We start from the raw sequence: 14,236 nt of genomic DNA on the forward strand, positions 1-14,236 counted from the left end.
AAAATAGTTGTAAAGTTTACCTAGCCTCATTTCTATTATTATTTAGTATTTTAATATGAAAATTATATATTTATGTGAATAAATGTAAATATCATTTATTTCTGAAACCTTATCCATGAAATTTTAACATAATAAGTGAAATTTGCGAAATTCCAAACTCTATTAATCAATCTTTATTTATAAAATACTTATATTATACTGGTAATGATCTATGGCCTATTCCAATAACTACTTCATCCAAATGTAATAATCCAATGCTTAAAAATATACAAACAGATATATGTTCTCCGCCTCTTGCTATTCCTATCTTACCACCAACATTTAATCCATTAGCACGAGTCGAAATTTGAATTATTGCATCTCTAGTTGCTCCTATAACAGCTCCTTCATGTAAATGTTCTTCTCTAATTAATCCATTTCTTTTTGCTGCTACCAGAGCGCTTTCAAGTATTTTTGATATAGATGAATTAATATTCCCACCCATATTTGCAGCTGTAACCTTGATTCCTTGTTCATTATAAAATCTTTTCAACTCATCTTCTTCATTTCTATTGCATATAGCCATCTTGGTCGCAATTTTAGCAATTTTCGTACTATTGCTTTCCATAAAATATCCCCTCCAATTCAATCTATAAATTATTATAACACACTAGTTTTTATAACTTAAAAATAATAGAACCTAATGTAGTTTTCACTTCATCAAGTTCTATTATTCTATATAAAATTATGATTTCCTTAATTACTTAAGTTCAGTCTTTTAAAATAATTCATCTTTATCAGTATTAATTATATTTTTTACTACAATTTTTACATCTATGTAAATGTTATATTTCAAATTCTATATCTACGCTTGTACCTACATTTAGTTCACTGTCCACAGTAATCGTTCCATCATGAACTTCTATTATTTGCTTTGCAATTGCCATACCAAGTCCAGATCCTTGAACATTAGCATCAGTATTTGCACCTCTATAATATCTCTCAAAAAGTTTTTCTAAATCTTTCTCTCCTATGCCCTTTCCATTATCCTCAATCTTTATATATATTTTGTCTTCCTCTTTAATAAAAACCTTTATTATTGTATCTGGAGAATTATGAATTATTGCATTATTTATTAAATTACTTAAAGCTCGTTGAAGAAGTATACTATCATAGCTTAAATTTACTTTATCCTTATAAAAGTAAAATGTAATATTTCTGTTTTTGTATTCTGGATTATTTAATATATTTATTATTATTTCTTTTAATAAACTTACTATATTTCCATCTTTTTTCTTTAAAATTAACATACCATTCTTCAACTTATATGTAAGTTTTAAATCCTCTACTAAAGCTTCTACATATACTGCATTTTTAAGTATTATTCCACCATATTTTTTTATCTCTTCTGAATTAACATTATATTCTGAATCTGATAACATCTCTGCATAACCTTTTATTGGCGACAACGGAGTTTTCAAATCATGTGAAATATTTGAGATCCATTCCTCTCTTGATATTTCATTTTTTCTTCTCTCAAGTTCGCTTTCCTCAAGCTTATTATGAAGTAAATTAAGACTTTCATACACATCCCCATACATTCCACTTTTCTTTATTGCCACATAAGAATTTGAAGTGAGTTTCTTTATCGATGTTATTATGTTTGACAAAAGACGGTTCATCCATATACCATAAACTGCACCTAAAATAAGAATAAGAAACATAATTGCGGCAAACAGGCTTAATACAACCCACTTTAAATTTGATAAATTATTATAATTCAAATACATAATAACTTTTGATATCTTTACAGGAAATCCTATTACATATGTCCATTCTTCCCCATTACTTTCAATGCATCCAACGAACACAGTACAATCTTTAATATCACCTGCATTTTTATAAAGCTCAATCATCTCTATTGGAGAATAATGAGTTGATACTTCTTTAGGACTATCATAGCTTGTACTTACTTCTCCATTTTTATCAATAATTTGAATCCAAAGTTTATTTTTCTTTAGCTCTTCTATCCCTGAATCCTTAAGTTCTGGCTTACTATCCTTAAAAGTAATCTCTTTAGAAAAATCATTTGTAAATTGTATAGGGGCGCTACTCCAGTTAATCTCACTATTATCTTTGCTAATGTTGGTCTTTAAAAAATAAACACTCATTCCTGCCAAAAGGAAAACTATTATTAAAAAGATAATGAAAAATATAGAATATAAATGAAAGATTAATTTATAACCTGATTTTTTCATTCTACTCATCTCTTTTCACAATTTTATAGCCAAGTCCGATTACAGTAACAATTAACTTAGGTTTAGAAGGGTCTTCCTCTAACTTTTCTCTTAAATGTCTCACATGGACTGTAATTGTATTATCATATCCAATATATTCTTCTCCCCATATAATATCGCATAGCCTTTCCTTACTTACTATATTATTAGGATTCTCTGCTAAATATAAAAGAATTTTATACTCCTTTGCTGTAAGATTAACTTCTGCACCTTGTTTATATACCTGAGAATGTTCTATATCAATAGAAATATTACCAATGTTTATATTATTATTTTGAACTGTTTCTTCCTTTATTCCATCATACATTTGTCTTCTAAGTTGAGCCTTTATTCGAAAAACTATTTCTCTTGGACTAAATGGTTTAGTTATATAATCATCTCCGCCTGTACTAAACCCAAGAATTTTATCAATATCATCATTTTTTGAAGATAAAAATAAAATTGGACAATAAGAAAATTCTCTTATTTTTTTGCATACTTCAATACCATCAATATCTGGAAGCATTATATCTAAGATAACTATATTAGGTTTTTCTTCCCTACATATTTTTATTCCATCTAAACCACAATGCGCTTTTAATATATTTTTCAAACCATCTTTTATTAGAACATCCTCTATTAAGTCAGTTATATCTTTTTCATCATCTATTAGTAACACTTTTACATTTGAAAAATTTATACAATTCATGTGAAAATCAACTCTCCATTCGTATATCAATACTTCTGTAATAAGTTTACCTTAAAAAACAAATTTTGTAATCTAATAATCTTTATATTTAGTTTTATTAGATATATAAAACTAAATTTACTTTAAATATAATATCTAGCTACTTATCTGTTATAACTTTCATATAAGATTTAATGGAAAGCAAATAATAACATAAATATATTACTACATATATTCCCATCATTCCCCCAATACATTCTATTATATATTTTGAACTTGACCCACCATTAGCACAATATTTTATATAAACTCCAAGTGCAACTGTACTATGCATAATTGCAAACAACATTGGCATTCCAAAAATTAGGCCCAACTGTTTTACTATGATTCTTAAAATTTCTTTTCTGCTAAGGCCTATCTTGGAAAGTATCTCATATCTATTCTTATCTTCGTATGCTTCTGTCAATTGTTTATAATACAATATGCTTCCAGTAGAGACAACAAAAAGAATACCTAAAAACATACCTATAAATACATAGCTACCATAGTTAGTATATGACCATGTATACAAACCATAGTAAGAGTCAAAATTCCTATCCTTTGGAATGATTTCGCTAATATCTGAAACAATATTTTCACTTTTTAATGGATTTTCAAGATTATATGCTCTTATAATAGTTAAATTATTTCTGTTAGTATCTAAAAGTTCCTTAAAAAAGTTATCTGATACAACTATGGTTGTTTTTTGAAACTTAACTCCTAAAACACCTGTAACATCTGAGTCTGAGATATCAAGTTTATAGGATTTCTCCCCAATAGTCGTATTAAGTTCATCTCCAGTTAATCTTCCTCTCCCACTAGCTAAGTTACTTAATTCAATAAAGTAACATTGGTTTTCTTTATTAATTTTAATGTCAGTAGGCCTCTCTACAATATCTGTCCCAGTATTAAAACCTGAATTATTAACAATATCCTGGTATTCAGATTCTGATATTACAAACACATTAAAAGGAGCCTTCAGATTTTTTCCAAATGGACCTTTATATTGTTGTGTAAAGCCATTTCCATTTATCATTACAATATCTGTTTTATATGTTACTTTATTTTCTTTATGATTATTAATAATTTCCTCAACGCTTTTATCCAAATCCTCATTGCCACCTTGATACATTATTGAAAATGGACATCCATTGGGTACAACTTTATCAAGAAACATATAAAAACTAAATGTGAAACACAGAGCTGTAATAGCAACAGCTGAGATAACAGCTATAGTTGCAAGAAGATTAGAATTCCCTTTAATTCTGTATATAATTTGAGATATGCCTATAAGATTTTCTCCCTTATAATACATTTTTTTATTGTTCTTAAATATTTTAAACATATAAATTATTAAGTTGTTGAACAAAATATAAGTTCCTGCAATAACTAGCACCATTATGGCAATAGCATAATACAAAATTTGGATTACTCCAGACAATTGTACTTTTAGTGCAATAAAATATCCACTTACAACCATAATTAATGATACTAATGCTAGTAATTTTGAAAACTTCGGTCTCTTTTCCCCTTCCTTAGTAGCATTCATAAGCTCCATAAGCTTATATTTATATATTATGCCATATGCTTTTATAGAGTTTAGTAAAAATATGACCATGAAAGCCAAAATTGTTATTACTATGGATCTAATATCAAAAGTATACTTAATTGCAGTATCTGATTTCATACATACAGTAAGTAATTTCAAAAAAAAACTTGATGCAAACGTTCCTAAAGGTACACCAATAATTAACGCTAAAACTCCAAGAAAAATATTTTCGAAGAACATCAGCCTACCTATTTCCTTCTTTTTCATACCAAGAAGTGAATATAATGCAACTTCCTTCTTTTTATTTTTTATAAAAAAGCTATTTGCATAACCTATAAAAAGAGCTGAGAATATTATAACTATAAAAGCTGCTACTTTAAAAAGAATTATAACCTTAGCTTTTTCTGCACTAAAAGATTGTATTTCACGATTATAGTATATAGAATAAAATATCATAAGAATACAAACTGATGATAACGTACTAATAAAATATGAAACATAATTTTTAAAATTATGCCTTACATTATTTAGTGCAAGATTAAACAATGTCATTTGAATCACCTCCAACTACTGAAAGTATTTTAAGAATTTCAGTAAAGAATTCTTTTCTACTACCATTTCTTTCAATTTCACAATCTAAAAGTCCATCTTTAATAAAAATAATTCTGCTACAATAACTTGCTGCAAAAGCATCATGAGTAACCATAACTATTGTTGCTTCATTTTGTTTATTAAGATCAGAAAGACTGCCTAAAAGCTCAGTTGAAGATTTTGAATCCAATGCTCCTGTTGGTTCATCTGCTAAAATTAATTCTGGTTCTGTAATAATTGCTCTTGCTGCAGCTGCCCTTTGTTTTTGTCCCCCTGAAACTTCATATGGATATTTGTTAAGTATATCCTCAATCCCAAGTATAGTACTTATTTTCTTAACCTTTTCTTCTATTAACGTAACACTTACCTTTGCAAGCGATAAAGGAAGAATTATATTTTCCTTAAGAGTAAGCGTATCCAATAAATTGTAATCTTGAAAAATAAAACCAAGCTTTCTTCGCCTAAAATTTGATAATTCATCTTCATCAAGATTAATTATACTTTTTCCTCCAATTTTTACAGTTCCATCACTTGGTGTATCAATAGTAGATATTACATTTAATAACGTTGATTTTCCTGAACCTGAAGGTCCCATAATACCTAAGAATTCACCTTTCTCTACAGAAAAGGTCACATCCTTTAATGCTTGCGATTCATTTCCACCAAATTTTGAACTATATACTTTTTTAATATTTCTAACTTCCATTACATTCATAATTATTGCCTCCTCGATTTTTAACTTCAGTTAGATTATATCTGTAGAGTCTTAATTTGAATCTTAGACCATCTTAATTTCATCTTAATTTAACTTTTTAAATTCTATTATTAACCATTCACCATTTAATATTATAATTTCTTATGCATATTTATTTAATTCTTAAATTAATAAAAAAGGTGTGAAATTTAAGATTAAACACTTAAATTTCATACCTTTTTATTTATAATATATAAATTTTAATTCCATTAATAAAAATTTCCCATCGCTCTAAATTTATCATATCTTTCGCTAATCAATGTATCTAAATCTTTTTCTCTTAATTCTGTTAAGGAATCTAAGATACTTTTTTTCATAACTTCTGCAAGTTTAGCTGGATTTTTATGAGCTCCACCTCTAGGTTCCTTTATCACATCATCAATTATGTTAAAACCCTTTAAATCTTTGGCAGTAATTTTCATAACTGTTGCTGCTTCTTTAGCTCTAGACGCATCTTTCCATAATATCGAAGCAAATCCTTCTGGTGTAAGAATAGAATATACAGAATGCTCTAACATAAAAATTCTATCAGCTACAGCTAATGCTAATGCTCCACCGCTACCACCTTCACCTGTAATTATAGAAATTATAGGAGTCTTTAATCTACTTAATTCAAAAAGATTGTTTGCTATAGCTTGCCCTTGACCTCTTTCTTCTGCTCCAATACCTGGAAATGCTCCTGGCGTATCTACAAAACAAATTATAGGTCTTTTGAATTTTTCAGCTTGCTTCATAAGTCTTAGTGCTTTTCTATAGCCCTCTGGATTGGGCATCCCAAAATTTCTTTCTATGTTTTCAATAGTATTTGAACCTTTTGTTATTGCAATAACTGTCACATTTATATCATTAAATGATGCAATTCCGCCAATTATAGACTTATCATCTCCAAAAGTTCTATCCCCATGAAATTCAATAAAATCTTTAAATATATTGTCTATATAATATTTTCCATTAGGTCTGTCTTTATGCCTTGCAATTTCAACGTTTTCCCATGGTGTTGTATTTATTTTTATAAAGTCTTTATCCATAATTCCTCACTCCATGTAAAATAAGAATTTTATATATACATGCTCTCATGTTCTTTCTTTCAACAATGCTATCTACAAAACCCTTTTGTAGTAAAAATTCCGCTTTTTGAAAATCATCAGGAAGACTTTCTTTAATTGTATTTTCAATTACTCTTCTTCCTGCAAATCCAACTAATGCATCAGGTTCACTTAAAATAATGTCACCTTCCATGGCAAAGCTCGCTGTTACGCCTCCAGTAGTCGGGTCTGTCAATACTGAAATATATAAAAGACCAGCTTCATCATGTCTTGCAAGTGCTGCACTTACCTTAGCCATTTGCATAAGTGAAAATATTCCTTCTTGCATTCTTGCACCACCTGATGCTGTAAAAATAATAACTGGAAGTTTATTTTCTGTAGCATATTCCACAAGTCTTGTAATCTTTTCTCCAACTACAGTTCCCATGCTTCCCATCATAAAGAAACTATCCATAATTGCACAAGCCACATTTGTTCCATTTAATTGTCCAACACCAGTAACAACTGCTTCTGTACTATCTGTTTTTGATTTCCCAATCTTTAATTTATCTTCATAACCTTCAAAGTTTAGTGGATTTGTAGTTTTTAATTCTCTCCATAATTCTTTAAAAGTATGCTTATCAAAGAATATCCCTACTCTTTCTTTTGCATTTAATCTAAAATGATGACCACAAGATGTACAAACATATTTAGAATTTTCCAAGTCTTCAGCATAAATCATTGCATTACATTTATCACATTTAGTCCACATTCCTGACGGAATATTAGGCTTTTCTAAAGCTTCTTCAACACTTTTTTTTATTACTGAAGGCTTAACAGTCGCATATTGCCTTTTTGTAAATAAATCCTTAAGCATCCTTCTTCACCATCTTTTCTGATAAAAATGAAGTATCATAATCTCCTTCTAAGAATTCCTTGCTTTCAAGTATAGATAATTCAAAATTAATGTTAGTCTTTACTCCACCTACTGCAAATTCTGATAATGCTCTATGCATTTTTACAATGGCTTCATTTCTATCATTTCCGAAAGTGATTACCTTAGCTATCATAGAATCATAACAATGTGGTATTTTATATCCACAAAATATTGCTGAATCTATTCTTACGCCTAAGCCACCCGGAACACAAAGTTCTTCTATAGTTCCTGGACATGGTCTAAAATCATGTTCTGGATCTTCTGCATTAATTCTACATTCTATAGCGTGACCTTTAAGCTTTATATCTTCTTGAGTATATCTAAGCTTTTCTCCATCTGCTATTCTTAATTGCTCTTTTACTAAATCTATACCTGTAATCATCTCCGTAATTGGATGTTCTACTTGTATTCTTGTATTCATTTCCATGAAATAGTAATTATTGTCTTTATCAAATAAAAATTCTATAGTTCCTGCATTTTTATAATCTACAGCAAGAGCTGCCATCTTTGCAGCTTCACCCATTTTAGCACGTAATTCTTCACTTAATACATTAGATGGTGCTTCTTCTAAAACCTTTTGGTTTTTTCTTTGCATTGAACATTCTCTTTCACCTAAATGTATTACATGCCCATATTCATCAGCTAATATTTGAAATTCAATATGTTTTGGTTTTTGAACAAATTTTTCTAAATATAATGTATCATCTCCAAAGCAAGCTTTTGCTTCTGCTTTAGCTGTTTTGAATCCCATTAAGAATTCTTCATCATTATAAGCAATTCTTATTCCTTTTCCACCGCCACCTGCTGCTGCTTTTATCATTACAGGATATCCGATGTTTTTTCCTAGTTCTAATGCGTGTGCTTCATCTCTTATTACCCCTTCATATCCTGGTACTACTGGAACATTACAAGACTTCATGATTTCTCTAGCCTTTGCCTTATTTCCTATCCATTCAATGGTTTCATAATCAGGTCCTATAAACTTTATATTACATTGTCTACACATCTTTGCAAACTTTGGATTTTCTGACAAAAATCCAAACCCTGGATGTATAGCATCCGCACCAGTTAAAACACATGCACTTAAAATGTTAGCTATATTTAAATAACTATCTTTAGGCATTGCAGGTCCAATACATACAGCTTCATCTGCAAGTTGCGTATGAAGTGCTTCTTTATCTATTTCTGAATAAACAGCAACTGTACTTATTCCCATTTCTCTACATGCTCTAATTATTCTAACCGCAATTTCGCCTCTATTGGCAATCAGTACTTTCTTGAACATTTTTATCACCTATCCTATTGCAAAAAGTATTTCCGCTTCACAAACTGTTTTTCCATCAACTGTAGCTATTCCTTTTCCAATGCCTATTGGTCCTTTAAGTCTTGTAATTTCACAATATAATTCTAATTTATCGCCAGGTACTACTTTACTCTTAAATCTTACTTTATTTGTACCTGCAAATAAAGGTATTTTTCCTTTAAATTCATCCATTGATAAAATTGCAACTGCTCCTGCTTGAGCTAATGCTTCTAATATAAGCACGCCAGGCATGACTGGCTCTACTGGAAAATGGCCATTAAAAAATTCTTCATTAGCAGAAACATTTTTATATGCTCTTACAAATTTTTTCTCTCCTATTTCCATTTCAATAACTCTATCAACTAATAAAAACGGATATCTATGAGGTAATATTTCTTTTATTTCTTGTATATTAAGCAATTTCTATTCCCCCTTAATCTTAAATAGTGGTTGACCGTATTCTACCATATCTCCATCGTTAACTAAACGTTCAACAATTACTCCACTATATTCACTTTCTATTTCATTCATAAGTTTCATAGCTTCAATTATACAAATAACTTTTCCTTTTGGAATCGCATCTCCACTTCCTACAAAAGCTGGGCTCTCTGGTGATGCTGAAGAATAAAATGTTCCTACCATAGGAGATTTTATAACACTTATATTCTTATCTTCTATAACGATCTCTTTTTCTGTAGCTTTTAACTCTTCGTTTTTTACTACATGAATTTCTGATTTTTCTATTGAATTAACTGAATTTAATACAGCATTAATATTATCCACATTATTTGCGTTATTAGCATTACTCAATTTATTCAAATTATTATCAGATACACCTCTGTTTAATGATTTATCCATTTTTATATGGTCATTGCCACTTGTAAGCTCAAAAAAAGCTAAGTTTGATGAATCAACTAATTTAATAAGTTCTTTAATTTTTTCAAAGTCCATAAATATATCCTCCTATAATTAGGACATCTTCAAAAAAAATACTTAGCCAAAGATACTCATATAGCACCTTTGACTTTTATTTTTTTGAATATGCCGTATTACTTCCACTTCTTTAAAAGTAAAGTTGCATTATGTCCACCAAATCCTAATGAATTTGTAAGTGCATATTCTAATTCTTGTTTTCTTCCAACATTAGGTACATAATCTAAATCTAATTCTTCATCTTTAATTTCATATCCAATTGTTGGTGGAATGAATCCTTCTTGAAGAGCTTTTGCACATATTATTGCTTCAATTGCTCCTGCTGCTCCAAGTAAATGACCAGTCATAGATTTTGTTGAAGATATTGGAACCTTATATGCAGTTTCTCCAAATGCTTTTTTTATAGCTGCTGTTTCAAATTGATCATTTAATGGTGTTGAAGTTCCATGAGCATTTATATAAGAAACATCCTCTGGCTTAATTCCAGCTTCAGCTATAGCATCTTTCATAGCCCTTGCAGCCCCACTACCTTCTGGATCTGGAGATGTAATGTGATACGCATCACAAGTTGAACCATATCCAACTATTTCAGCTATAATATTTGCGCCTCTAGATTCTGCATGTTCTAAAGATTCAAGAACTACAAGTCCTGCACCTTCACCCATTACAAATCCACTTCTTTCCTTATCAAAAGGAATAGATGCTCTCTTAGGATTATTATCCGAATTTAATGCCTTCATGCTATGGAATCCACTAATTGCAAGTCTTGTTATTGATGCTTCTGTTCCACCTGCAAGCATTACATCTGCATAACCATGCTTGATTGTTCTAAATGCATCTCCAATATTATTAGTTCCTGTAGCACAAGCAGTTACTGCTGATGTACAAGGTCCTTTTAAACCATATTTAATAGCTACATTTCCTGCGCCTAAATTTATTATTGCCTTAGTAATAAAGAATGGTGTTAATCTTCTTGTTTTTCCAGTAGCCAGCTTACTGCATTCATCTTCAATAGTTTCAAATCCACCGATTCCAGATCCTAGCATTACCCCAAATCTCTCTAAATTTTCTTTTTCTAAATCTATTCCAGAATCATTTATTGCTTCCTCTGCTGCAACTAAACCAAATTGAGCAAATCTGTCTAATCTTTTAGCTTCTTTTTTACCAATTAAAGTATCTGGATCAAAATCTTTAACCTCTGCTGCAATTTTTACATCTATTAAATCTTGATCTATTAAAGTAATAAAATCTATCCCTAATTTGCCTTCTTTTGCATTATTCCAAAATGTATTTACATCATTTCCTATAGGAGTTAAAGCTCCCATTCCCGTAATAACAACTCTTCTTTCCATAACTCAACTCTTCCTCCATTACATTAACATTCCACCATCAACTTGGATAACTTGACCAGTAATATAGTCAGAGCTTTCACTTGCAAGGAAAGCTACAACATTTGCTACATCCTCTGGGTTTCCAAATCTCTTAAGTGGTATATTTTTCTTTGCTTCTTCTTTAACTTTATCATTTAACTCATGTGTCATATCTGTTTCAATAAATCCTGGTGCTACTGCATTTACAGTAATCCCTCTAGAACCAACTTCTCTAGCAAGTGACTTTGTCATTCCAATTACCCCAGCCTTAGATGCCGCATAATTAACTTGCCCTGCATTTCCTGTAAGTCCAACTACTGATGACATATTTATTATCTTTCCATGTTTTTGCTTAACCATAATTGGAGTAATAGCCTTTAAACAATTAAATACTCCCTTTAAGTTTACATCAATAACACTATCAAAATCTTCTTCTTTCATTCTAAGTATTAATGTGTCCTTTGTAATTCCCGCATTGTTTACAATAATATCAATATTCCCAAATCTCTCTTTAGCTAATGATACAAGATTTTCTACTTCTTGTAATTTAGAAATATCTCCTTTTACACTTAGAACTTCAACGCCCATTTCTTTTATTTCATTTTCAACTTCTAATGCTTCTTTTTCGCTGCTTCTATAGTTTAAAACTATATTAGCTCCAAGAGATGCAAACTTTAAAGCAATAGCTTTTCCTAGCCCTCTTGATGCTCCTGTAATTATAGCACACTTTCCTTTTAACATAATTACCTCCCTTAATTCAATTGACAATGTACAATTAACAATTAATGAACAAATTCTTTCAGAATTTGAAAAACATAATTTTTAGAAAGCCTTTCAGTATTTCATCCTTCGCTGACAATTGTCAATTGTTAATTGTTAATTGCAATGATTCCATATCTTCTACATTTAAAAGATTTGCACTTTTATTAATTTTCTTAACAAATCCCCTAAGTGCCTTACCTGGTCCAACTTCAACAAATGTGTCTACACCACTATCTATCATATGATTTATAGTTTTCTCAAAAAGTACTGATGTTCTTATATGTTTTTTAAGTAAATCTCTAACGTCATCATTTGGTTCATAAGGAAGTCCCTTAACATTTGAATATACTATTTTATTAAGTTCTTTAATATTTACAGTTTTTATAGTATTAAAGAATTCTTCACTTGCAGGTTCAAGAAGTGAGCTATGGAATGGTCCACTAACTTTTAGTGGAATCCCAAGACCCCCAAGTTCTTTTGCTATCTTTACAGCTTCATCAATTGCTTCATTTTCACCCGAAACTACTATTTGGCCTGGGCAATTAAAATTAGCACCTTCTATTATTCCAAATTCCCCTGCTTTAGTTAATAATTCTTTTAATTTTTCATCGTTTAGCTTTAGAACAGCAGCCATTTTCCCAAGTCCTTTTGGAAGTGCACTTCCCATAATTCTTCCTCTTTCTTTTATGAGTAATAATCCCTCTTCTAAAGAAAGTGCTCCTCCATATATTAATGCTACATATTCTCCTAAACTAAGTCCTGCCGCATAATCCGCTTCAATGCCGTTTATTTCTAAAGCCTTTAATGCAATAAGAGAAGCAACAACTATTAATGGCTGTGCATTTTCTGTTGCAGTAATAAGTTCTTCAGGTCCCTCAAACATCATTTTCTTTATAGGCATATTTAAAATTTCTTCACTACGATCTAAAATTCCTTTACATTCAGGTATATTTTCACAAAGTTCTTTTGCCATTCCAATAGTTTGAACCCCTTGGCCAGGAAAAAGAAATGCAGTTTTCTTACTATTCATTTTGTCCTCCAAAACGCTTAAATATTTCATTTGCTTCTTCAAATAATTCTTCAATAATTTCTTTACTTGTTTGTTCTTTATTAATAAGTCCTGCTATTTGTCCTGACATAAGAGTTCCATTCTCAACATCTCCATCTACAACGGCTTTTTTTAAGCCACCAATGCCCAGTTTCTCCATTTCTTCAGCACTTGCGCCTTCTTTTTCTAGCTTTAAATAAGCTCTTGAAAGCTTATTTCTGAGAGCTCTAACGGGGTGCCCTGTTGGTCTTCCTGTAACTTCTGTATCTATATCATTAGCTTTTAATATTTTATCTTTATAATTCTGATGTATTGTACATTCTTTAGCTACTAAGAATCTTGTTCCAACTTGAATACCTTCAGCTCCTAACATAAATGATGCTGCTACTCCTCTACCATCACCAATACCACCAGCTGCTATAACAGGAATACATACTGCATCCACTACTTGTGGTACTAATGTCATTGTAGTTAATTGACCTATATGCCCGCCTGATTCCATTCCTTCTGCAATAATTGCATCAGCACCTGATTTCTCCATTCTTTTAGCAAGTGCCACTGAAGCTACTACTGGAATAACTTTTATTCCATGTGCTTTCCACTTTTCCATATACTTTCCCGGGCTACCGGCACCAGTTGTAACTACTGATACGCCTTCTTCACATACTAATTCAGCTATTTCACTAGCATTTTCCGCCATTAACATTATATTTACACCGAATGGTTTATTTGTCATTTCCTTAGTTTTTTGTATTTGCTCCCTTACCCATTCTGTCGGTGCTGCACCAGTTATTATTCCAAGTCCACCAGCCTCACTTACCGCTGAAGCTAGAGAAGCATCTGCAATTCTTGCCATAGCCCCTTGGAATATAGGGTGTTTTATTTCTAATAGTTCACATACTCTATTTTTTCCCACCAAAAAATCCTCCTACTATTATCAAATTATTAAATACTAACTACTATTATTTCTGAAAATATAATA

At 30.5% G+C, this 14,236-nt stretch carries 14 protein-coding genes; all 14 read right to left on the reverse strand.

What is annotated here, in order from left to right:
* Positions 1–193 precede the first annotated feature (193 nt).
* The gene (locus psyc5s11_RS21605; protein WP_224034529.1) at positions 194–607 is read right to left on the reverse strand and encodes a HutP family protein; all 414 of its coding nucleotides are present in this window, start codon (positions 605–607) and stop codon (positions 194–196) included.
* 217 nt (positions 608–824) lie between these two features.
* A complete protein-coding gene (locus psyc5s11_RS21610; RefSeq protein WP_224034530.1) occupies positions 825–2,150 on the reverse strand; it encodes a sensor histidine kinase in 1,326 nt (441 codons plus the stop codon).
* An 88-nt stretch (positions 2,151–2,238) separates the two neighbouring features.
* On the reverse strand, positions 2,239–2,964 hold the full coding sequence (locus psyc5s11_RS21615) for a response regulator transcription factor (RefSeq protein ID WP_224034531.1): 726 nt from the start codon (positions 2,962–2,964) through the stop codon (positions 2,239–2,241).
* 139 nt (positions 2,965–3,103) lie between these two features.
* The gene (locus psyc5s11_RS21620; RefSeq protein WP_224034532.1) at positions 3,104–5,083 is read right to left on the reverse strand and encodes an FtsX-like permease family protein; all 1,980 of its coding nucleotides are present in this window, start codon (positions 5,081–5,083) and stop codon (positions 3,104–3,106) included.
* Complete coding sequence (locus psyc5s11_RS21625; RefSeq protein ID WP_224034533.1) at positions 5,070–5,837, reverse strand: ABC transporter ATP-binding protein; 768 nt, start codon at positions 5,835–5,837, stop codon at positions 5,070–5,072. The genes psyc5s11_RS21620 and psyc5s11_RS21625 overlap by 14 nt, the downstream gene beginning before the upstream one ends.
* 248 nt (positions 5,838–6,085) lie before the next feature.
* A complete protein-coding gene (locus psyc5s11_RS21630; RefSeq protein ID WP_224034534.1) occupies positions 6,086–6,904 on the reverse strand; it encodes an acetyl-CoA carboxylase carboxyltransferase subunit alpha in 819 nt (272 codons plus the stop codon).
* The gene (accD, locus tag psyc5s11_RS21635) at positions 6,897–7,778 is read right to left on the reverse strand and encodes an acetyl-CoA carboxylase, carboxyltransferase subunit beta (protein WP_224034535.1); all 882 of its coding nucleotides are present in this window, start codon (positions 7,776–7,778) and stop codon (positions 6,897–6,899) included. The genes psyc5s11_RS21630 and accD overlap by 8 nt, the downstream gene beginning before the upstream one ends.
* Positions 7,771–9,123: an acetyl-CoA carboxylase biotin carboxylase subunit gene (locus psyc5s11_RS21640; RefSeq protein ID WP_224034536.1), complete on the reverse strand. Its 1,353-nt coding sequence runs from the start codon at positions 9,121–9,123 to the stop codon at positions 7,771–7,773. Before psyc5s11_RS21640 ends, accD begins: the two co-directional genes overlap by 8 nt.
* A 9-nt stretch (positions 9,124–9,132) precedes the next feature.
* Complete coding sequence (gene fabZ, locus psyc5s11_RS21645) at positions 9,133–9,561, reverse strand: 3-hydroxyacyl-ACP dehydratase FabZ (RefSeq protein WP_224034537.1); 429 nt, start codon at positions 9,559–9,561, stop codon at positions 9,133–9,135.
* A 3-nt stretch (positions 9,562–9,564) separates the two neighbouring features.
* Positions 9,565–10,092, reverse strand: coding sequence for an acetyl-CoA carboxylase biotin carboxyl carrier protein (gene accB, locus psyc5s11_RS21650; RefSeq protein WP_224034538.1), 528 nt, complete (start codon positions 10,090–10,092; stop codon positions 9,565–9,567).
* Positions 10,093–10,190: 98 nt separating this feature from the next.
* Positions 10,191–11,426 carry a beta-ketoacyl-ACP synthase II gene (gene fabF / locus psyc5s11_RS21655; protein WP_224034539.1) on the reverse strand — a complete coding sequence of 412 codons (1,236 nt, stop codon included), beginning with the start codon at positions 11,424–11,426 and terminating at the stop codon, positions 10,191–10,193.
* 18 nt (positions 11,427–11,444) lie between these two features.
* Positions 11,445–12,185 carry a 3-oxoacyl-[acyl-carrier-protein] reductase gene (gene fabG, locus psyc5s11_RS21660; protein WP_224034540.1) on the reverse strand — a complete coding sequence of 247 codons (741 nt, stop codon included), beginning with the start codon at positions 12,183–12,185 and terminating at the stop codon, positions 11,445–11,447.
* Positions 12,186–12,306: 121 nt separating this feature from the next.
* A complete protein-coding gene (gene fabD / locus psyc5s11_RS21665) occupies positions 12,307–13,236 on the reverse strand; it encodes an ACP S-malonyltransferase (protein ID WP_224034541.1) in 930 nt (309 codons plus the stop codon).
* The gene (gene fabK / locus psyc5s11_RS21670) at positions 13,229–14,170 is read right to left on the reverse strand and encodes an enoyl-[acyl-carrier-protein] reductase FabK (RefSeq protein ID WP_224034542.1); all 942 of its coding nucleotides are present in this window, start codon (positions 14,168–14,170) and stop codon (positions 13,229–13,231) included. The genes fabD and fabK overlap by 8 nt, the downstream gene beginning before the upstream one ends.
* Positions 14,171–14,236: the final 66 nt, after the last annotated feature.

The sequence above is a fragment of the Clostridium gelidum genome, from assembly GCF_019977655.1.
GTDB classification, from domain to species: domain Bacteria; phylum Bacillota; class Clostridia; order Clostridiales; family Clostridiaceae; genus Clostridium; species Clostridium gelidum.